The sequence below is a fragment of the Yersinia sp. 2542 StPb PI genome (assembly GCF_048593855.1).
Taxonomy (GTDB): Bacteria; Pseudomonadota; Gammaproteobacteria; order Enterobacterales; family Enterobacteriaceae; genus Yersinia; species Yersinia enterocolitica_E.
This window is the reverse complement of sequence record NZ_JAZGQA010000036.1, coordinates 1-21871: the sequence shown is the minus strand read 5'-3', so window position 1 is coordinate 21871 and position 21871 is coordinate 1. Positions and strand designations below refer to the sequence as shown.

The window sequence follows — 21871 nt, the reverse complement described above, 5'->3', positions numbered from 1 at the left end:
CATAAATTGTAGGAACATTCTTGTGAAGTGAGGTTTTGATAGTTTTAACTAAGACGCTGGATCTACTAAGAAGATTTATTCAGGAACTACCGGCCACTCAATATCTGGCACTAGGGAAACATCGATGTTCTTCACTTTTACCCGATACTGTTTCCATGCTTTCAAATCAGTGCGCAGTTTATCCGGTACAACATCATCGCTATCCTCCAACCCCTCGATCTCATCTATTATCGCGTCAATCACGTTAGATGCATGCGACATTAGTGATGATTTTTCAGCGTTAGCAATAGCAATAAGTGACTCTCTTGCATTCTCGATATCTTCAGGTGATGGGCCGCTTGTCTCTACCCATGCCCCACCAGTCCATTCACCGGTTACTTGATCTTTTACGCCCCCATGGTACTTTGCCTTGTAAAAACCATCACCAACTAAATCAGCAGTCCAGTCATCAGGTAAATCATCACCAGAATTTCCAACAATGAAATCGCCTATAAAGAATGCAAGTGAATCTAAGATATTTATTTTCATGATTTACACCGGCTGAAAGTAGAAAGATAGAGCAGACCCAGAGCTAGCAACAACATCAAATAAAGATAATGTGCCATCTGTGCCAAGAGAATACCGAGGCAAGTTAGCTATGCTCGTTATGGGGTTTCCCGTGGTGATAGGTATTCCGGTAGTGGGTAATATAACTAGGTTGCTCGGTCGGTATCCAACGGGAAGAGTTGCAACTAGTGGTGCAGTGCCATTTACAACTGTAATTTCTACAAATACCAAGCCTAATACTTTTCGATATGCCGCCCGAAACGCCCCAGCGGGCTTAGTCCATCCATTGACAAGTGTTAAATTTATCCAAGCTGTATTTGCAACCTGGCTTGCGGTAAGTGCATCGTTTTCTAATGCAGTTATTCCCAGAGCAGATTTAGCACCAGCTAAAGTATTTGCTCCTGTCCCGCCGCCTGTGATAGGGATTGGGTTGGCTGAGTTCCTGTCTGTTATCACATTAAATAAACGTGAGCCGATGGCTCCAGTGACCCTGATTTTATAAACATTAAAAGCAGACGCTACAACAGTGCTCGGGATTAAAGTTAAACCAATAGTATTGCCGGACACATAATCAACTTTTATGCTTATAACTAGCCCGGTCGCGGGGTACACAACCCCATCAGGTGGGTTAATCCAAGATACTGAATATACTAAATAATTAGCGCCAGATGTGAAGATAAAATTCTGCCAGTCAAAATTAGATATGGACGTCTGAGAGGGCAACCCAATGCCAATCGCAGATAATTGCTGTTGGCTAACTTTATTACTTACATCTTGTGATATTTGAGCCAATGAAGGAATGACAACCGTTGAACCATCTGGCGCAATAATACTCACACTCCCCGTTCCGGTAGTTATTAGCTGCCAGTCTTGTAATAATTGCTGATACAAAGCTAATTGCGCCGATGTCTCACGTGCCAATGCCGAATATGAATTAGCTACGCTGGTTTGAATACCATAATTAGAAGCGGACAATGCATCAACTACATTCCCGTCAATTCTTATTTTAGTATTACTGTCTACCGCCAGTATTTCATAGATTAATGTATTACCGTCAGACCGCTGCACAACTAATGCCTGTCCGGGGGCTACCCCCATTACATTATTAGCCCACTGGGTTCCCGTTCCTGTAATTACATTTTGTCCGGCCGCAGCCGTGACTGTACCTGACCTGTACCAAGCCATAATATTTCCCTAAATCAGTTTAAAAGTAGGTGTTAGTGTCCAGCACAGGCATCCTTATCGGGCATATTCCACTAGGCGCATCAACGGTATTAGAGCTGTTTACATATGCCCCAGCGCCAGCAGTTATGCTTGACCCTGACATCCTCATTGCCGACCTATACCACGCCCTGTAATTCCCACTCTGCACATTACCCGCAGGAAGTCCGCCAGCGCTTGGAAGTGGTATCATTGGGCGAGCTACTCCGGTGTCTACCCACGTGTTTGCTTGATTGCTCAGTGATGTAAATCCAGCAAGTATCATAGGCGCGTACCTCGACGAATATGTGCACTGCCCATTCACGTTGAAAATAGCCAATCCCGCCGTACCTGGGTCGGGTTGTTGAGGGAAGAAACCACTAGTGAATACACAAATATTGGCATTTACTGAGCCACTACTCGTTGTACCGGTAGAGTTTATTTGATAGCAATTTATTACTTTATTTACTGAATCATAATATAAAGAAACATTAGAGTCGGTCCAATTAGCAAAAACCATAGCATTATCTCGCGCTATAACTCCTGCTGGTACAGTCCACGACCCGTTTATTGTTACATTTCCCCGCTATGTGCAAAAACCCAATGCCGAACTGTCTGTTATTGCCATGACATTGGTCGAATTTTGCAGGTAAAGCCCATAGCTCCCAAACGCCTGTGGTGGTAATACCTCAAATGCTGAAAACTTAGCCCATCCCATGGGAGATGTATTTAATGAAAGATGTAAACGCGTGCCTGACATGTAATAGCCAGTTACCCACCACCCAAATGAAGTTGATGACCCAGCGGGGCTTAACACCCCCCCGAAATCAGTGGGTACAATGCATATTTCCCCGCCTCTATAATTGGGTATGTCTTGATACCTGGTGGTGTCTCCATCTTTCACAGTGTTATCGTAATACCCCAGATAGGACAGCATTCGCATACCGGCGGTCATATATACGCCTTTCCCCCCATCACTGGGGGATACATATAAAATAGGTTCAGCCATTAGAAATACCCACATATTACCGCTGGCTGTCCATTAGCGTGATATGTTCTCTGTCCGCGATAATCTACTATTGTACGAATCCCATTAATCGTATTATCCATGGTTATATTCCCCCTGAGATTTACACTATTAAATTCAGCATTGCCATTTTTAAAATCTAGCTTTAGACCAGACAGTCCTTGAACGTAATTATCTGATTCAAGAGTATCTGTTATTTTTCCTCGACCAATTGATGCCTTTGCAATAAATGCGTCATTCATGAACACTTGACCATTTACCACTGCAAAAGGCGAAAATAAATTACCTGCTGGGCCGGAGAGTAATATAAATTGATCGGCAGTAAAGCCAATTGAGGATTTAGCTACACCATTAATAAACTCAGCACCGATTACCATGCCAGCACTGACAAATTGACCGTTATAATTTAGTCCCGCTCTCAAGCTGTAAGTTGCACTGGCACCATCAGCATCAACAACGGCCGTCATCTTCTGGTCAATCGCGGCGGTCTGGCCCTCAAATGTTGCTGTAACCAACAGTTGATATTCTGCAAATGCTCTGGCTGCATCGGCCTGAGTAGTCCACAACTCGACAATCCCCGCTTTATTCTCTCCGTATTGTGCCCATTGCTGGCGAATGCTGGAGTTATTGGCGTTTGCCGTTTCGAGAATACCTTCGGCATTCATGAAGTCATCATTAATCAGTTGCTGACCCGCCACGGTGTTATTAATGAAATCATCGCCGATCGCTTCGAGAATAGCGCTTGTGTCGTTGCTGGACATGCCACGAACCCAATCTATCCAGGGCGACTGATTACCTGATTTATCGACTATCCGCGCGCGGAACCAGAACACTTGGCCCGCCCTTAATCCCTGCATGGTGTAGTTTCGTTGCGGATGCGGTACATCACTCAACAGCATGGCATCGGTACCATCAGCAGACAGGCTATATTCAATCTCGGTTTTTAGCGCATCTTCTGCCCCTTCTGGATAACCCCAATTCAGGGTGATACCGAAGAGAATGCCGGTGGCTGCAAAACCCACTGGCATTGGAGGGTTGCCCTCTTTACCGTTTAATGTAGTTTCTTGTGCATTAGCCCAGATACTGGATATCTCAGCCGCATTGATTGCCCTGACTCTGCACTGATAGCGCCCGGCGTAAATACCCGTAACATCAAAGCTACGTGTAGACGTGCGCGGGGCAGCGATCCAGTTGCCATTATCGCGCCGCCACTCGGCCTCGTAAGCAATTGCACTTTCAGCGGCATCCCATTCTACATGCAAGGTGGTGACAGCAAGCCCTTGGGCTATTGCAGAAAAACTGGTTATTTCAATGTTTTTTGGTGGCGGCTGCACACCTGGTGGAATAATGCTAATCGGGCGATCTTCAATAATTGCGCCGCTTTCTATCTTGGCCCATTTATTTTCATCGTACTCAATAGCATTAATTTCATAGGCTATTTCCTTCTCTGTTGATGCGTCCTTGATGCCAACAACGCGATAGAGCTGTACTGCCAGATCATCGGCATCAACACTCCAGGCACATTCAGCGGCAGGTAATTCACTGTATGCAACACTAACAGTGACCACTTTATCACTCACTGATTGCACCGTTCTTGCCTGCGCCACCCCACTCGGAAGGTTAACAATAAGGCGATCCCCTGGCTTTGCGTCAGGCTTGCGATCAAGGGTAACATTGCGCCCGACTGCGCTACTTATGCGCCCTCCAAGCACTCGCCCAGCCAATAGCTGATCTGCAACCCCAACAACCCAACCCGGCAAGGGAATGCGGCCCTCAAGCCCCACAGTGAACGAAACCGCCCTATCCTTTTCATTGGTATAGAGAACCCACTTACCCCGGCGAATAGCCTCACTGCGCCGAGTACAGCCTATTGCCGTTATGTCAGCATTTAAAGTACCGTAACGCCTAACTAGGGACCGAACGACGACAGGTTCAATATCATCCTGATAACGGTTGTCAGGGTTTGAATATGACACCATAGCCTGGCTGTAATGTGTTCGCTCACTGGCAGAGCTATACTGAAAACCATCTTTCACATTAGCGCGAGAGTAAACCATATCAACTGGACGGCTCATATCGGCCAGCGCCCTGATCTCGCCGCCCGCCCAATAGAACATGCCAGAAAATATACTAATGATGTCACTCAGAACGTTAATTGCATCTTCTTGCCCTTGGATATAAACATCACATAGGTGGCGAGGCTCGGTACCGCCGCGGCCGTCAGGGACAAGCTGATCGCAATATTTTGCTATCTCGTACAATTCCCATTTTGAAGTGGAAAGATTATTGGCTTTTATCCATTGCCCTAATCCATATTCTTCATTAATGCAGAGGTCATAGAAAATCCAGGCTGGGTTATTGGTCCACGCCCATTTAAATATACCATCCCAAACGCCGGAATAAGTTCTGTTAATAGGATCATAATTTGATGGGACTCGAATTATGTCCATTTTAGGTTTGCACGTTATTGTCGGGATGTTCTGGAACTGTTTTGCATCAAACTGGATATACAGCAACGCCAGATTCGGGTAGCGCAATTTTGCGTCAACAATTTCGACGACGGCATCAACTAACATCCGATCGGCAACCCGGGCTGTATTTGTAGTATTTGGTGTTATCCTCCGAACGCGGATCTGCCAACCCTCTGTTGACGCGGGCAAATCAATACGGTGAGAGCGTGGATACCCCGTTGTTGATTTACCATCGACCGCAGACCGTAAAACCTCATTGTAAGCCCCGCCACCGGTTGCTAAATCAATCGCGTACTCAACTCGGTATCCAACAACATCACCATTATCGAGCTGTTGCTGCAATGCCGGCCATGACAGGCGAACACGCACGGCAGAGAGATCAGTATTGGTGATTGCCTTAACCCATGGAGTTTCATATTTCAGCTCAACGCCCACAGCAATGTCATTCTGAACATCTGGCATTCCCTGAATATAAGTTTGATGCTGGGTTCCTGGGCGAAACTCCCACTGCACACCGGGGAAATTGACACTGCCGTCCGCATTGCCGATCGGCGTCCCATCCAGAAAAATACGAGTATTATCCAGCCCGCCAACCCACTCACCATGGCCCAATACCAGCAGCATCTTTGCAAATGAAGTAGCAATTAATGAATCTGGTGATTCAACGGGAGTGTGACTGTCTGAACCACCCGCCTTTTTACCCACAATTGCCGACATACTTTTCTCCAGGCGAAAAAAAACCGCCCGGAGGCGGTTCAATATTAAAGTTAGTAGTTACATCTGATCTTCGGTATAGATACCGGCTGAAATAATGGCACCGCCGATAATTCGCTCACCGTAACCGATGGGGATAGGGTTTCCCTGCGCCACTGTATTCACAGGCCCACCGAATGCATAGCTTGGGGTGTTCTCTGCTGATTGCCTTGTAGCTGCACCCCCCTGTTGTGGCGATAACATCTGCACCACGCCGCCAAGCATTAATGCCGCTCCGCCTTTAATGAGAAATGGCGAGGCCGCAGCAAAAGGAGTAAAACTTAATATGGCACCCACAGCGACAAGAACTGCGCCTAGTATAGTTTGAAAAACACCTGCCTTTTTACTACCTATGATTAGAGGCATAATATGTATCGGTGCTTTTCCATCGAGATCTAGCTCATTCTCACCAATATTTCGTTTCCCATTAAAAACCGCGAATGTAAGTCCTTTAGATTCGCTATCAAGCATAAACGCTCTAAACCCTTTAATTTGAAGGGTCAGGGCTTTTATCGCCTCTACGGGGCTTGATACATCCCATAAATATTTACGTCCAAACTTTTTACCTAAAATTCCGCCTAATATAATCTCTCGACGCATTTGCATTCACCATAAAGTAAAAAACCCGCCGAAGCGGGTTTATTGTATTAATTGTTTAGTTAAAGAACAGTAGTAGGCAGTAGGTCCATATTCCCATCATCCTGAGTGAATATACGCATATACTTATGCTGCCCCTTTTTAAGAATTATTTCCCTTTCGACTCTTGCATTACCATAGGCGCAAAGACCTGTACCATCTAAATTTACGCCTATTGAGTATTCATTTGGCGCCAAGAATAGAGTGGCTTTTTCTTTTGTTTCTAATTTTGCAGAGGGGGATCCATTAACATAGACCACTGCATAACAAGCAGATCCCACAACCCCGCTATCTCTGATAATCGTTAATTGCGCCCCTGAATCCACCAATACTTTATGCTTCAGAAGACGTTCTGGTGGAATTTCTTTAGCTTGATTTACTGGTACGAGGGTTGTTGAGCATCCAGCTAGAAACAATGTCACTATAAGGATAAGTATTTTATTCATATCGTTACACCCATCAGTTAATTACTGATAATCATAACATCAGGGCTTTATGCCGCAACTTTACTGTAGTGCGATCTTGATAATACCCGCCAAAGGGTACCCGCTTACTCATCTGCCCATACATATGATGAATCATCATCCCATCGCCGATATAGATTGCTGCATGGTTCGGAACTGGTGCGCTTACTTGCATGATAATGACATCACCAGGCAATAACTCGCCGTCAATCTCCACGAACCCCGCGTTACTATAATTATCCATGTACAAATTTTCGGTACCGGATTCCCACCAGCAGGGTGAGCGTTCAAAATTGGGCAGTTCAATACCTCGCTCCAGCTTGTACCAGTCGCGAATAATGCTGAAGCAGTCCCACACCCCATGCACGAACGGACGCCCCTCGAGTGGGCGCGGCCCTATAACCGGCTCAACTATTCGTAAGTCACCCTCCGGCCAACTGACAATAACCCAGGGTAACTCGGACATGTCACACTGGGCATGATCAACATTGCTGGGCTGAGTGGTGGCATCTGGGTGGCTGTGAACAATATGGGTGACACGCCCCCAATCCTCGGCTGCGGCGTAATCTTCCGGGTGCAAAATGAAATTATCGCGTGGCTCAGTGGACTGATTGCGGCACGGAAAGTATTTTTCCGTTCGTCCATTGCGACAAATTAAACCACAAGCCTCGCGAGGGTAGTCTTTTTCAGCATGCGCAAAAATCGCTGTCTGGGTTTTCTTCTGCATGCTTATCTCCTTAAGAGCGATGAACCTGGCTCAGCGCCATAAGGCAAAGGTTCAGCACCATGCCGTAGTTTGCAGGCCCGAAGTGATCCGCTGCATTCATCACGACTCGGATCATCAGTTGGGTTATCATTTTCATCAAAATACAGCGATCCGGCATAATCACAGCCCCGCCCCGTTCGATACCAACCCCGCATGCAATGACGGCAAACACTCCCCTGAATTTGTTCCCGAGGAATCTTGATACCCTGCATATTGTAAGGACCGGATAAATCGAACTGTATTCCGCCCGGGCCTTCACCTGCTTTGCGGTCGATGAAATAAACATACAATGTTTCATCATCCGGGCTGGCGGAGGGATTACCCTCTAAAAAATTACGCGCATCAAGATAGTGAGAGAAGGTTTTGTGTACCTGTACTTTCGCCTGAGCCAAATCCTGATAAGCGAGACACATTGCGCTGATCGTACCGTCAATATTTCCCACGCTAAGGGAGGGAGTCGGTGCAGTGCCGTCACCGGCTATTTCTATTCCGGTCAACTCCACTGGCCACGGTAAATACTCGACGCCTTGCCACCAGATAGATTTAACGGGAAGTTTGGTTATATCCCCATCTGCCGCACGCAGCTCTTGGGAGGTGTACGGTATTTTATGATTATGAAAAAAGAGTTCAGGACCATTAAAGGCGGTGCAATCAACCGCATAAAGCCAAACCTCGTTGCCGGGGTCCAGCGTTTGATAATCGTGTTTTATACCCATATTAAACCTTACGGATGATAAGCAATTTCGAGGGGGACATTGAGCTGAAACATCGGTTTACCGGCTGAGTTTTTACCTTTTGCTGTCGGGTCATATGCCTTACAAACATAAAGGCCCAGTTCACCCATGGGGTTAGTCCATTCAAAAGCGGTGTGTCCCTGATGTTCATCCAGAAAATCGAGGATTGGCTTTATATAGTCCCAATCCCCAATAAACTGGAGTGTCCATTCCGTTGATTTGGTGTTTATCCCATCACCAGCACGCTGAATATACCCGTCACCAAACTGAATCTCTCGGGTTCGAAACTCGGTTTTTGCCGTAGCCTCTACCCGGGGGCAGAACGTGAATACCTTTATCACTATCTACCCCCTTGGATGGCTGTTGTAATAGCGCCTCGCTGACCTAAATCTTTTTGTATCAACTCCCTGTATTTACTTTCGACGAAACGGCCAATTTCACTGCCAAACTGCTCGTATCCAGATGAAGACTGTGAGCTGGTACCACTGTCATTTATCTCAATGTAAACCTGTGGCGCTCCGCCACCCGCAGTTGATGAAATCTCAGGTTGGCGGGTTGTTAAGGCACGAACACCTAGCGAACCATCGGCTGATCGAGTCAGTGGCATAATGGCTTCTGGCCCCGCTTCCCCCATAACCCCTGCGCCCTTAGCGAAAGCGAAAAGCGTTGGTGAGCTAACAACCTGCCCACTAAAAGCGCTCAAGCTTGGCGAATCATAAACACCCCCTTTGGCGTTAAATGACAAACCACTGTAAGCCCCCGTAGAAAAAGCACTGCTGGCTGTACCCGCCGCCCCACTCGCGCCCCCCATAAACCCGCTCATTAGGCCGCCAGAAACACCGGTAATGGTCTGCATAATCGAACTGGTAATAAGGGCTTGCGCCGCCATATCAATAAGATTCTTGATAATCGACTGAGATAGTGAGGCAAATAAATTAGACATAGCCTCTTTAGTTGACTGAGTGCCATTCACTAACCCGGTCAACATATTAGTAAGGCGGTCTTGAGAATCTTGAAACAGATCCACGGCCATTCGTTGCAAGTCACCTTGTGAGGCGAATAATTGCAAGGATGCCTGGTATTGCTGTTCGCGGGTTTCTGTTTCAGAGGCGAGGATGAGCTGATTTTTACGCTGCTCAGTAATCACACCCGCTTCCGCATAGGTCTCTATCAGCGCCTGGCGTTTTGCCAGTTGGTTACTGAGGTTTTGTACCGGATCGACATTACCGGCCAGCTCATCATTCGCGCTGACGGCGGAACGTTGGTTAGCATCGGCTAGCGCAGTTAGATAGTCCGTGTGGATCTGCTCTTTGCGGCGATAGAGTTCCTCGGTGCTTTGTATTTCACCCCCCGCAATCTGCCGTTGAAGCTGTTCTTGAGCCTGCCGCTGAGATTCTGCGGCACTGCGGTAAGGATCTGACGCAATAGCAGCGTTGTGGTCTTCCCATCGCTGTTTTGACTCTGTGAGGGTTTTATTCAACCGTTCCAGTTCAGCACGCTGACCATCAGTATATTTCGCACCGGTTTCAATTGATGCGGCAAATAATGATGCAGCAGCCTCACCCTGTGCCAATCGAACAGACTCAATCTGTATTTCTTTATTCAGGTTAGCAACTGCTTGCTCATAAGCCTTGGTTGCGCTTTCAGCCGCTTTAGTTGCACTGGCCGCCTTACTTTTTGCTTGCTCATTCGCCTTATTCTGCTCGGACTGGTCGTAGTTCCTGAGTTCACCGCTTACGAACCTTGATACCTCGGTGGGATCGGTGATTTTGAGCCGTTCAGCTTCCTGCCTGGCGATTTCAGTCGCCTGCGCCCTGCCCGACAGTTTCAATATAGTAAGCTTATCATCCTGCACTTTTTGAGCGTTTTTCAGCTCTTCGCTAACAGGTAAAATCAGACTTGTCGAATTAAACGCGGCTTTGGCTTGGGTAGCAATATTCAGAGAGTTGGTAAAATTAGCCATCATTCCGGCTGCAATGCCCACCTCAACTTGTTCCAGCTTGAGGATGCCTACGCCCTCCTGAAGCGTCCCATTTAACTGAGCACTCAGAACATTGGCACCATTTACCGCCCTGCTTTTATTGTCCTGCGCATCAGTCAGTTCATTGAGTGCTATCGCCTGATTATTGAGAGAGATATTCAATTCTTCATTGGCTTGCTTCCCAATGGTTGAACCTTCTCCCCATAAATAAATCTGTCGGCGATTTCGCTCAACGGCTTCTGTTGCTTTGTCGTAATTCTTTTGTGCATCTGCAACAACAGACGAAAGTGCCGGTAATGAGTTATTCAGCTTGCCGATTTCAGCCGCTAACTGAACATTCCCCATTTCCCGCATTTTATCAATCAGCCCACCGACTCCACCCGCCAGCTCTGTCGCTGACCGTTTTGCCTGTTCTGATTTTTCGTAGAAATAATAGATTGCACCGGCTGCCAGCATTGCGGCCCCAACTGGGCCACCCACCAGACCCAGCGCCTTACTTGCCAGCCCGGAAGCAATATTCAAGCGGCCCTGTGCTGCTGCAAGAGCATCGGTTGCTGCCGCTTCTGCTCGGGATGCAGCGGCTACTGCCGCGGAGTTAACGGCCAGTTGTGCACGAATAACCGTACGGGCCTTTTCGGTTTGCGCCAACTGTAACTGAGCAACCAGCGAACGCTGTGCGGCAACCGCCGATTCTCGCTCCGTCCGGATCTGTAACAATGACGCCTGAACACCTTCAACCTGCGCCGCTGCAAGAGCGAGTTGTGAGCGAGTGGCATTAATGACTTCTTTGGTGGCTGTAGTGACATTATCAGCCATGCCGCCAAAGTATCGCGCTAATCCAAGCCCTACTAAGCCGGTACCGGCTGCGACCAGCACATCAATATTATCTGCCGCTGTGCCAATCACACCGGAGATCGCCGCTGTCACACCCATTGCACTATTGGCATCACCTATATAGGCTTTCCAATGATTTGACAGCTTGGTGATGGCATCCCCGACCGTAGTCGGCATGGCTTCGGCCAGTTCTGCGTTACGGTCTTTTGCGGCAATAGTGGCTTTTGCAAAGGTATCCATCGATAACTTGCCACTTGCGGCCAGCTTTTTAACCTCCGTCTCAGTCATACCCAAATACCGGGCGATATCACCGACAATCGTCGGCATGACTTCCATGACGGTATTCCACTGATCGCCAGCAACTTTGCCAGAAACCATGGATTTAGACAGCGCATTAATGGCACTCTCGCCCTTTTCAGCGCTGGCCGCATTGGTGGTCAATGAACTGGAAATTGAATCAATAAAATCAATGGTGCTGGCCGTGGAGAAGCCAAGTTCCTTCATTGAGTTGGCACTGCGTATATATAGCTCGGATTGCTCCTCGATACTTTTATACGTGCGGTCGCTAATCTCCATTAAGCGTTGCTGAACGCTGTTATATTCTTCCTGTGAGCCGGTCGCCATTTTGATTCGGGATGAAATTTGCCCGTATTGGTCTGCTGTACTGATCAGACTACCTACTGCAAATGCCCCGGCAAACATCCCCACCATGCCGCTGGCCGACTCTTTCACGGTGACCAGTTCGCTATTAAGTTCAGCTAATGCACGCTTACTCTGGCGTGTCGCCGCTTCTGCCTTACGCGAACCTCCTTCTATCGTCTTATAATATTCAGATCCCAAACGAGAGGCTTTTGCAATCTCGGTTTGAAATGAACTTGAATTAGCCGACAGGTTGACGATCAGATCACCCAGAACTGTCATAGTTCCTCCCAGAAACCCGCCGAAGCGGGTGAATTACTCAGCCAACTGACCTAAAAACGCTTCAAGTTCTGATCCTTCATCGTCTTCCGACTCACCCCAGCCCAACAAAACATCTTCAATGCTGAGCGGGTTTCTCCCCCCTTGTGCGTTATAGGTCGCTGCCGTGATTTGTGCTGCTTGAAAGTCGCCCCGTTCATCACCGATAGGGCTAATACGGTCATATGCAGCCCATAAGCGAAGTTCACTCATACCAATTGTTTGCTTGAGTTCACCCAATGTCCTGCCCAAACGAAGTGCGAGTTTCATCATGAATTGGATGCCGGGTTCTATAACTTTTTTTCAGCATCCTCTGGAGACGTTGCCAGCCCCATTGCGATCCTAAGAAGACGGGCATGTACCGGGCCATAAAATGAAATTACTTTTTCCAATTCATTCACTGCAAAAACCGGTTGCAGATCTTCGTCTAATAGAACATCAATGAACATCACCGCATCGGCACGAATATTGCGCTGAGTTTCCTCTGAGATGGAAAGTTGAACTTCATTTTCCCCTGTTTTTGTTTCCGGTGATGCCATAATCTCGCGCCACCGCCCCCAGCCCTCTAAAGAGGGTTCTCTTAGCACAACGCTTGCTCCATCCCACTCGTTGACGGGTACCCTTTTAGTGCGAAATCCAGCATGTGCCGAAGACACCAGTGATTTGAGATCAAATTTCTTTTTGGCTGACATGTTTTAGTACCCTCCCATTAAACGGTGACGTTAGCTGTGTAAGTGGCGGTTTTACCACCATCGGAAGTCGTCACTGTAATATTGGCTGATCCCGCCGTTGCTCCAGAGGGTGCTGATACCGTTACCGACATACCCGTTGCCGTAGCTGTTGCTCGGGCCGGAACGGATGAGAGTAGAGTGAAACCCTTGTTTGTGGCATTTGATGGAGAAATATTGACGTTAAATGTCGCTGTTCCACCGGCAACCACACTGCCACTGGTTGGGGTTAGCGCTAAGCCGGTGACAGGAACAATATCGGAGGCCATAATTCGAACAGGCTTACCGATGATACGTAGCGTGTAAGAAGAAGAAACCACACCGGAAGTCCCCGCACTCCAACTGTTTTGACGAACCTCGGCAAGATAGGCGAATCCATTACCTGACGGGAAGACAACTTTGATAGCGCGTCGCTCATTCGTTTCATAGGCTTCCATCAACGATTCCTGAGCCAATTCTCCAGCACTCCAATTTCGGTTAATGCTCATTTCTGCAGGAGATGAAAGCCCATTAGTCATCTCTTTTTCGGTCGAGCAAAGTGTTGTAACTTCAATATCATCTTTCTGCCCCCCGGTGAAACTGAGTTCTTTTGTTGAGCACGATGCTGATAACCAAGTTGCACCTGCTGGGTTTGCTTCAGTAGCTGCCTCAGCAGAAACACTGAAAACTGTACCCTGCGTTTTTTCATAAATACTGGTCATATTTTGCTCCAGACATAAAAAAACCCGCGCGGCGGCGGGTATGTACGATAAGAAAAGGCGTTATTTAAAATACGACAGCGTGTAAGTGATATCCGACGAACCCCACGTAATCGCTTCATCGTCGCGTTGATAGTCGTAGCCTAACGGGGAAAGACTTTCTATCTGTTCGTATAACGCTGGGATATCCCCCATCACTGGGTAAATGTTGTTTTCCATCCACTCATCCAGTGCTGAATCGGGGCTTTTTGCTTTTAAAAAAACCTCCACATGCAAAACTGAACGCCAGTGGTCGCCGTCGATATACTCCCCCGTTGACTCTGAATCAGTCAGATAAACGGCGACGGCCGGTAGGTCTGTGACATCAAGAAATACCGGCCTGCCGTCAAAAAAAGTGACATCTGGCGCGGTAATCGATGCTTTCAGTGCATCAAGTACGGCTTTACGTATTGCGGTATTTCTGTTCATCGTTTGATCACCAGTCGTAATTGATTACTCAACGCAGCAGCCAACTCTTTTGGCATATCACTCATCAGTAGGGATTTCGTTTGGTTGTGAAATGCCTGAGTGAGTGGTGCAGCCATTGGGATTTTGATGACTTCAATCGGATAACGCGCCTTTGACGTTCTACGCATAACTTGCCATCGCCCATTGCTGAGCTGTTGCACAAATCCCCCCGGAAAAGAGAATCGGCCCACTTTTAATACGCTGTCTGCACCACCTTTACCGTTACGACGAGATATCTGCAGCCGGACAGGGCCAAGATTGATAACAGGCAAATCTCCCCGCTTAACACGGATCGTCGCAATGGGGCGACTCGGACTGGCTTTTTTCAGTCGGGTACGCCCTCGGACTAACTTTAACGGGACACGTGTACTCTTTGAGACTTGCGACGCACTGCGGCTAATGGCTCGACCGGCGACACGGTTCACCGCTTGCGAGGTGGCCCGAGGCACCGCCGTTTTACTGAGCGAAGAAAGGTTACTGATGAGCTGATCTAACCCTTGAACGGTCATGGTATCTCCCGTTACTCCAACCAGATTTGGGGCTTTCCATTAAAAGACTGATGGCGGGTGACGATGTAGGATTGACCTTCCCAAATCACCTGATCATTGCGGCGTGGGGAATAATCTGATGAGAAGATAACCAGCGAAATACCGTCCCCCGTCACCGGTCCCATTTCGGGGATGAGATGACTTTCAACGGCAATATACTCAACTTCATTGATGAGTACCGGTTTACCCATCCGTTCCACTGTCGCCTGATCCATTCTCACTACCAGCCGTTCAAAGGCGTTAGCCATTGATTTTTACCGCAATCACTGTCTCGCTAGCGGCAGCAGTAGCCCAGGCACAACCCGCCGCAACTGCGTCAGCAGACGCAAGTTGAACCTTACCAGCTTTCAGGAAAACCTTTTTCCCGGCTGGAATGACATCAGCAGCTAACTTAGGCAATAGAAAAACCCCTTCGGCCATGCCGTCGCCGGTGACTGTAGGGCTAATATCAACCAGCGCCACAGCAATAATATCGCCAATCACAACCGGATCGCCGCTTGAGATAATCTCCACACCCGAATTCGTGATTGGGATGGTCTTACCTTCCTGAATAAAATTAGTCGCCATAAAATCTCCATACAGCCCCGTAGGGCCGAATTTTAGGTATAAAAAAAGCCCTAACGGGCTGCAGAGAAACACTATTACGAGGGGTTATGCGCCAGAAGATTTAACAAGGCCACGATAATCAAGCGGAGCAACACCGGCATCAATACGCACTTTTGTTGCAACACCGTCGGTGCTAAAACCTTCTTGCTGGTCGATATAAGGCTGCTCAACGCCATTCAGATAGGCAACTTCGATAGTATCGGTACCTTTTGCTGAGGCCAGATACCACTGGATAGGGCTAGCATCATCCAGGCGGGGTTCACCCACAATACTGGCAAAGTTTTGAATTGGGTTAATGATGCCTGCATTAATATCAGCGCCCTTCACACTTGCAGACTTAATTGTCTGATTGGCAATGGTCTCTAATGCCGTGGGAACTAACAGAAATGCTGGACGAATATTAAGTGTTCGCCCGGTGGTTGGTTCTTTCTGAGTCCGCATGAGTTGACGAGCTTTATCCAGATTGGATACATCAATGGCACCTGTGGAGGTATTGTTGTGATCGCCACTGAACAAGTTTTTCCCATCAGAGAGCTTTCCATTACTCGTCAGAACTGCATAAACCAGATCGCCAATGGTCGCTTTAGCCGCGCGCCCCATCTTCATCGGAACATCGGTTAGCTGATTCAGGTCGTCGTTGATTATTGCCTGGCGAGTAATAGAGAAGATTTCTCCGTAGGTTGCCAGCGCAATCTGTTCGCCACGATCTGATGTGGTGACATATTTATATTCTGCTCCTTCCCGCACCTTGCGCAGCGATGGGAAGCCCCCCATACCAACACGGTGAGCCGTTTTAAAATCAGAGAGCTGCCCTTTTTTCGTCCATTGCTCGAAGGTTTCTTCAGCTTCATCCCAGCCCTGTAGAAGCGCCTTATTTGCCACATCCAACAGAATATGACCGAAATCAGATGTCGTATGTGTAAATGACATACCAATCATCTGCATAGGATTGTACGCCGCAACACCAATACCCCGCTCGGTAAGAGACATTCGTGCGTATTCACGTAACGTCATACCGTTATAGGCATTGTCATTCTGGCGTTCTTCAAAGCCTGCACGAGACATTAAAGCCTGACGAATACCGTCGCTTGTGAAATTACCATTGCCAACATAGATATGCTGACCTGCAGGTGGGGTTTTATCCGATGGCGTGGCATCTTTACCCATCAATGTCAGCAGTTTTTCTCGGGACTGTTCCAGAGTGCAATCAATATCTTCGACACACGCGGATTGCAGTTCCTGATATCGCCCACCGAACATAGCAAACAGATCTTTAATACCGTTGATCCGCTGTTTTTGTGCCTCACGCTCCTGAGCACGAATGGCGTTGTCATCCAGAGATGCTGCAGGTGCAGCAGGTGCAGCAGGTGCAGCAGGCTGAGTGGGCGCGACAGGCTGTATCGCGGTCGCTTTGGGTTTGAGAATCATATTTTTCAGAGAGGCTGGCATAGAATCGAATTCCTCGATACGTTTTGAATTGATGCGGGCCATAGCCTGCATCGACGGGAGTAGTTGATCGGCAAAACCGTGCTCAACACATTCCTGTGCCGTCAGCCAGGTTTCTTCACCGAGCATGACAGCCAGTTCTTCCGGGGTTTTACCGGTCTTTTTGGCATAGGAAGGAATAAGAACCCCCTCCACCTTATCGAGCAGATCGGCATAGTCGCGCATATCATTGGCATCACCACCGGTAATGCCCCAGGGCTTGTGGATCATCATCATCGCGTTTTCCGGCATGATGACGGGGTTGCCGACCATGGCGATCACTGAGGCCATAGAGGCGGCAAGGCCGTCGATATAGACCGTTTTGCTGGCAGGGTGAGTGTTCAGCAGGTTGTAAATGGCAATACCTTCAAACACATCACCACCCGGAGAATGGATGCGCAGGTTAATATGGTCGATATCACCCAATGCTTTCAGGCTGCTGGCGAACTGGCGGGCGGTAACACCCCAATAACCGATCTCCTCGTAGATATAAATATCCGCGTTTTTTTCCCCACTGGCTTTCATTCGGAACCAGCTTTTATCTCCGCCAGACGCCTGCGGTGCCTTAATCAGTTTCTTTCTGCTGCTCTTGCCCACGGGCATCTCCTTTATCGTTAGCCGGATCAGTATCAAAGGTCAGGTCCAGCTCAGTATTTTCGTCAATTTCCGCCTTACGACGGCGTTTCACATCCCCTGGATTAGCGCCGCGAGCGCGGATCCAGTCAGCTTCTGTAGCCGCGCCACCCCGAATCAACACGCGCCATGAATTTGCCTCTTTTAACGGGTCAATCCACGGCATAACGGGGCCGCTGTATACCGCATTCAGCAATGTATTTGGGTCAACATCGGGTGGGACGGTGATAATTCCAGCGGCAATAGCCTGTTTCAGCCAATTGCGGTACATCGGTCGGGTTACCGCAGCAATAAAGGCATCCTGCAAGATGCTGTAGCCCTCGAAAGATTCCACCAGCTCCTGTCGCTGGGCGCTGTAGGTGCCGTCATAGTTGCGGGATATACTGGAATAGCTTCCACGGCTTCCGGCGGCAACCGCTCTTAGCTGGCCGTTACGGAAGTTTTCAAGGTTGGGATTGGGCCGGTCTGACTTGATCATGCCAATTTCTTCACCTGGCAACAGGTCATCAAAGATAATGCCAGGTTCAATATTCAGATCCCGTTTATCGCCTGCATCTGTATCATTATAGGTTTGAGCGTCCCCTTTTTTGATATACATGCCTAACGCAGCAGCGATACGTGCGGCGGTTAACTCAGAGTCCTCGTACTCTTTGAGCGCACTCAACCGGATCAGGATGCCAGACAATAAGCTGTTTCCACGAACCTGATGCAGGCGACGCATAAACTTCAGGTGCACCATGTCATCAGCCACGATTTCTTTCGTGTTACCCAGCGCAATACCTGTCGTGACCAGGGATTTGTACACAAGATATTTGGTAGGTCGCCCCCACCCATTCAGATAAACACCCTGACAAATGTTTTTCCCTGTGTCGGTCGCTTCCAGCGGAACAAAGTCCGGCTCCAGCGCTTCAATCCAGAAAGGAATACCGGCCGTGGCTGCCAACCCTTGAGCCGCGCCACTGACGAGTTGTCCAAAGACTTCACCGTCGCGCAACCAGGTGCGTGCCATGAGGCGTTCGAGTACCGGCCGGGTAAACTGCCCGGTCACATCAGGCGAAACAGACCACTCCGCCCACGCTGCCCTGATTTGCTTCGCCAGATCATCAGCCACTAACCCGGTACGGAGAATGGGCTGTGGATCGACAATAATGCCCTTAGCACCAATGATGCGCTCTTCCAGTTTATCCAGCAGCCCGATCACAAGGTCATGATTATTGTCCAGCCAGCGAGCCTGTTCCCTCAAAGAACGGCCCGCAACTTGACTGAGCTGGTTAGCGTTACGGTTTTCACGCTTAGCGCGATGTGTCCGGGTGGGTAATACCGCTTCATATGCACGTATAGCCACGCGAGATTTTAAGCGGGCAGCTTTCCAGCCCGGTGAGAGCAAACCAATAGCATCATCAAAAATGCTCATTATGGAAACCTCGCCACTTTATACATAGGACGCCTACGCCGGGAAGCTAAAAGATTAGCGAGGCGGCGCTCCCATACGTCTCGCCCCTTTCGAATCTCACTCAAATTTTCCATCGCCATTGACTGACCGTTAAAGGTGATGAACTTACCTTCCAGCACCGCCATTTCGGCTGCGGCATAACGCTGGATCATGTTTTCAATCTCTGCCTGATTCACACCCAGCCTCCTGAGGTAGATGGTGCCCATGCAGAGGTATTCCCTTCTTGCTGGGCTGATGGTTTTTTAGGTTTTGTTGTCTTGGTACGGGATGTTGAGGATGTCGGTCTTTCAGCGGGAGGTAACAGTGATTTGGCTTCAACAGGACGTGCCCACGGAGGCGGTTTTTCCCAGTTGATTTTCTCGTAACCCCGCAGCATTACCAGAGCATGGGCATACACCATAAGGTCAAACGCTTCGTTTGCACCCTTACCCGGTTTTGTCCATTTACCGTCTGTGCTTCGTTCCTCGTAGGTCAATTCGTCGTAAAACCATTCCCCCAGCCATGCCGGGAAATGCACGTAGTTAGCCCCCGGAGTTTCACGCTGAAGCGCGTTACTGATCCGGTCTTTCAGTTGGTTGGTCTGTAAAAGGTAAAGTGGTACGTCTCCTCGAGCCTCGGCCCGCCGATTAGGGCGGTCGGTATTATCGGGGCGTGTTATGGTGATCAACTTGCTGCGCGTCGTGCTGTCCCCTTTAAAGAGATAGACGCGCTTGTGCATTCCATCACGGCGGCATTGTCTCCAAAACGCGTAAGCGTTCCCGGTTACGCCATCCTCGCCGCCGGAATCCACTCCCATTGCAAGTACAGGCAATGAAACGTTGGGGTTGCTATCCAGTGGCCATTCTTTATCCAGTACATCGGAACGCAACAGGTCCCAATCTTCGAGATAACCGGCGGGATCAATTGGCAGACTTTCGCCATTAGGCCCGACACGCATCGACTGCTTGATGTTGTAACGGTCAACTATCCACCGTTCACCGTGGGTACCATAGCCAATAACCTGAACAACGAAACGCCGGTTTTTACCCCCCTGCACATCAACGGTGGCTATGAGGAAATGCACACCGTCCGGCACAGTACGCTTCGTTACGTCCTCCGCCCGAATCATCAGAGTTTCAGATTGTCGCTGCTCTACGCTGGATTGAGGGGTGTAGGGCAATCCCCAGTCAGTGTTAATGACCGCTTTCAATGTCTCTTCGCTCTGATTCGCTTCATAATCCTTCTGAGCGGAAAGTAGCTTATAGACCAACTGAGAAAGCGTCTGATAAGCAGCGGCGGGTCCTTCCATCCAAAATGATGCGATGCGAGATCTGCGCGCCTGACCAGTGATATTTCCATGACAATCTATTTTCTCGCCATCACGCAACCAGATACCTTTCTGATTAAGGTCCCGCTTTTGGTTAGCCGTTATTTTTCCCTGACAGTGCGGACACTCTATATAAGCGGATTCACTGGCCTCCACGGGGTCTGCAATATTTTGATATCCCTGAACAACATCTTTTGAGGGCTGGAAATACTCGCCGCAGTGCGGGCAAGGCCAGTACCAGCGGCGTCGGTCTCCACGGTTATACAGTGAAAGAATGCCCGTAGTTGGCGGGGCTTCGTGGGGTGAGCTCCTCCGCCATTTTGCATTAGTGATAGCGCGGCCAGGGGAGCTTTCAACCAGTGTCATACCGGATGACATAAATGTTGTGGTTCGTTTTGAAGCCAGGGTAAACCCGTCGCCCTCCCCGTCAATATCTTCCGGGAAGCGGTCATAATCCGTCAGCGCCACGAACTTATAATCTGATGATGACATTACGTTGATGGATGGCCAGCCTATTTTAAGGAATGACCCATCACGAAATATTTTATCGTGAACGTTATTATCGTTTCGGCGCGGACTAAGCCTTTTGGCTACTGCAGGGCTACTTCGGAAAGTACGATCAAGACGCTTCTTGCTGTGCTCCCTTGCCTTATCTTCTGTCATTTGAACGATGAGCATGTCGGAAGGGTCACAAACAATGCTGTAGACAGCCCAGCCATCAATCAAACCAATTGTTTTACCTGTTCGGGCTGGACCGACAAAAATTACTGCGTCATATTCACGCGATGCAAGCATGTCCATGGGTTCAAGAACATAAGGGGCAACGTTCGGGTCCCAGGGAACCGAATTACCCGCCCCCTTTGGTACTCTCATGTATTTATGTACCGCCGCTGAGACTTTAATACGGCGCGGCGGCCGTAGGATTAATGAAATATCTCGTCCTATAGTTTCCGCTGACGCATAAGCCATTAATCCTCCTCGACAATCACCTCCCCTTTATCGCTCATAAGATCAATCGCACAAGCTTGATAAGAGCGTTCAGATAGCGTCGCACGTAAATCATCTATTGCAGCCTGAACAACTGTTACTGCTTGAGGCGATAAAGCGCAGTCGCGCTCCAGAATATCTGGAATTGTCTCCAGAACCTGCACTACCGATTTTGTCATTGCTGAATAAACGGCTACAACCTCATTAACAGGAATTAAACCGCGTTGTTCTTTTTCTAATTTGATGCGCTCATTTTCCGATTGAAACCAATCCTTACGTTCTTTCGGGATCATGTGCGAGGGATCATGTGAGATATCTTCACCCGCCTCACGGACAACGGCGAATAATGCAGGAGCCACATCTTTAAGGGCATAAGTCGGATTGCCACGGAAGGTGCCTGTGGCCTGAATATTATTCTCCACAAGCCGCTTTCTAATCGTTGCCCTATCCACAGAAAAAGCCTCAGATATCTTGGATATACTCCAATTAAAAGCATCAGCCAGGTCGCCAATATTTCCCATCACCACCTCTCACCACCAGCTCAACCTCTT

The 21871-nt window shown here is 48.6% G+C and carries 20 protein-coding genes and 2 pseudogenes; all 22 read right to left on the bottom strand.

Annotated elements, in window-relative coordinates; all coding sequences use genetic code 11:
• Positions 1-75 precede the first annotated feature (75 nt).
• Entirely contained in the window at positions 76-528 is a 453-nt protein-coding gene (locus V1952_RS06945) for a tail fiber assembly protein (RefSeq protein ID WP_420074524.1), read from the bottom strand.
• Between the two features lie 807 nt (positions 529-1335).
• Positions 1336-1731: pseudogene (locus tag V1952_RS06940) on the bottom strand (hypothetical protein); the annotation flags it as partial.
• 19 nt (positions 1732-1750) lie between these two features.
• Positions 1751-2755 (bottom strand): annotated as a pseudogene (locus tag V1952_RS06935) (DUF6453 family protein).
• On the bottom strand, positions 2755-5961 hold the full coding sequence (locus V1952_RS06930; protein WP_420074523.1) for a host specificity protein J: 3207 nt from the start codon (positions 5959-5961) through the stop codon (positions 2755-2757). Before V1952_RS06930 ends, V1952_RS06935 begins: the two are co-directional and overlap by 1 nt.
• A 57-nt stretch (positions 5962-6018) precedes the next feature.
• Positions 6019-6603, bottom strand: coding sequence for a tail assembly protein (locus V1952_RS06925; RefSeq protein ID WP_420074522.1), 585 nt, complete (start codon positions 6601-6603; stop codon positions 6019-6021).
• A gap of 53 nt (positions 6604-6656) precedes the next feature.
• Positions 6657-7079 carry a hypothetical protein gene (locus V1952_RS06920; RefSeq protein WP_420074521.1) on the bottom strand — a complete coding sequence of 141 codons (423 nt, stop codon included), beginning with the start codon at positions 7077-7079 and terminating at the stop codon, positions 6657-6659.
• A gap of 31 nt (positions 7080-7110) precedes the next feature.
• Positions 7111-7824: a C40 family peptidase gene (locus V1952_RS06915; protein ID WP_420074520.1), complete on the bottom strand. Its 714-nt coding sequence runs from the start codon at positions 7822-7824 to the stop codon at positions 7111-7113.
• 2 nt (positions 7825-7826) lie between these two features.
• On the bottom strand, positions 7827-8579 hold the full coding sequence (locus V1952_RS06910; protein ID WP_233112805.1) for a phage minor tail protein L: 753 nt from the start codon (positions 8577-8579) through the stop codon (positions 7827-7829).
• An 8-nt stretch (positions 8580-8587) separates the two neighbouring features.
• Positions 8588-8938: a phage tail protein gene (locus V1952_RS06905; RefSeq protein WP_404975914.1), complete on the bottom strand. Its 351-nt coding sequence runs from the start codon at positions 8936-8938 to the stop codon at positions 8588-8590.
• Positions 8938-12333, bottom strand: a complete 3396-nt coding sequence (locus V1952_RS06900) for a tape measure protein (RefSeq protein ID WP_420074519.1) — start codon at positions 12331-12333, stop codon at positions 8938-8940. The genes V1952_RS06905 and V1952_RS06900 overlap by 1 nt, the downstream gene beginning before the upstream one ends.
• 33 nt (positions 12334-12366) lie before the next feature.
• Positions 12367-12639 carry a phage tail assembly protein T gene (locus tag V1952_RS06895; protein ID WP_420074528.1) on the bottom strand — a complete coding sequence of 91 codons (273 nt, stop codon included), beginning with the start codon at positions 12637-12639 and terminating at the stop codon, positions 12367-12369.
• 20 nt (positions 12640-12659) lie between these two features.
• Complete coding sequence (locus V1952_RS06890; protein WP_420074518.1) at positions 12660-13061, bottom strand: phage tail assembly chaperone; 402 nt, start codon at positions 13059-13061, stop codon at positions 12660-12662.
• A 17-nt stretch (positions 13062-13078) separates the two neighbouring features.
• Positions 13079-13798: a phage tail tube protein gene (locus V1952_RS06885; RefSeq protein ID WP_420074517.1), complete on the bottom strand. Its 720-nt coding sequence runs from the start codon at positions 13796-13798 to the stop codon at positions 13079-13081.
• Between the two features lie 60 nt (positions 13799-13858).
• A complete protein-coding gene (gene gpU / locus V1952_RS06880; protein WP_129195615.1) occupies positions 13859-14263 on the bottom strand; it encodes a phage tail terminator protein in 405 nt (134 codons plus the stop codon).
• Positions 14260-14811, bottom strand: a complete 552-nt coding sequence (locus V1952_RS06875; RefSeq protein WP_420074516.1) for a phage tail protein — start codon at positions 14809-14811, stop codon at positions 14260-14262. Before V1952_RS06875 ends, gpU begins: the two co-directional genes overlap by 4 nt.
• 11 nt (positions 14812-14822) lie before the next feature.
• Complete coding sequence (locus V1952_RS06870; protein ID WP_129195613.1) at positions 14823-15098, bottom strand: DNA breaking-rejoining protein; 276 nt, start codon at positions 15096-15098, stop codon at positions 14823-14825.
• On the bottom strand, positions 15091-15417 hold the full coding sequence (locus V1952_RS06865; protein WP_420074515.1) for a DUF2190 family protein: 327 nt from the start codon (positions 15415-15417) through the stop codon (positions 15091-15093). Before V1952_RS06865 ends, V1952_RS06870 begins: the two co-directional genes overlap by 8 nt.
• Before the next feature lie 84 nt (positions 15418-15501).
• Positions 15502-17466, bottom strand: a complete 1965-nt coding sequence (locus tag V1952_RS06860; protein WP_420074527.1) for a ClpP-like prohead protease/major capsid protein fusion protein — start codon at positions 17464-17466, stop codon at positions 15502-15504.
• Positions 17467-17506: 40 nt separating this feature from the next.
• The gene (locus tag V1952_RS06855) at positions 17507-18988 is read right to left on the bottom strand and encodes a phage portal protein (protein WP_420074514.1); all 1482 of its coding nucleotides are present in this window, start codon (positions 18986-18988) and stop codon (positions 17507-17509) included.
• Positions 18988-19203, bottom strand: coding sequence for a hypothetical protein (locus V1952_RS06850; RefSeq protein ID WP_420074513.1), 216 nt, complete (start codon positions 19201-19203; stop codon positions 18988-18990). The genes V1952_RS06855 and V1952_RS06850 overlap by 1 nt, the downstream gene beginning before the upstream one ends.
• A complete protein-coding gene (locus V1952_RS06845) occupies positions 19200-21302 on the bottom strand; it encodes a phage terminase large subunit family protein (protein WP_420074512.1) in 2103 nt (700 codons plus the stop codon). Before V1952_RS06845 ends, V1952_RS06850 begins: the two co-directional genes overlap by 4 nt.
• The gene (locus V1952_RS06840; RefSeq protein WP_420074511.1) at positions 21302-21841 is read right to left on the bottom strand and encodes a DUF1441 family protein; all 540 of its coding nucleotides are present in this window, start codon (positions 21839-21841) and stop codon (positions 21302-21304) included. Before V1952_RS06840 ends, V1952_RS06845 begins: the two co-directional genes overlap by 1 nt.
• Positions 21842-21871 lie beyond the last annotated feature (30 nt).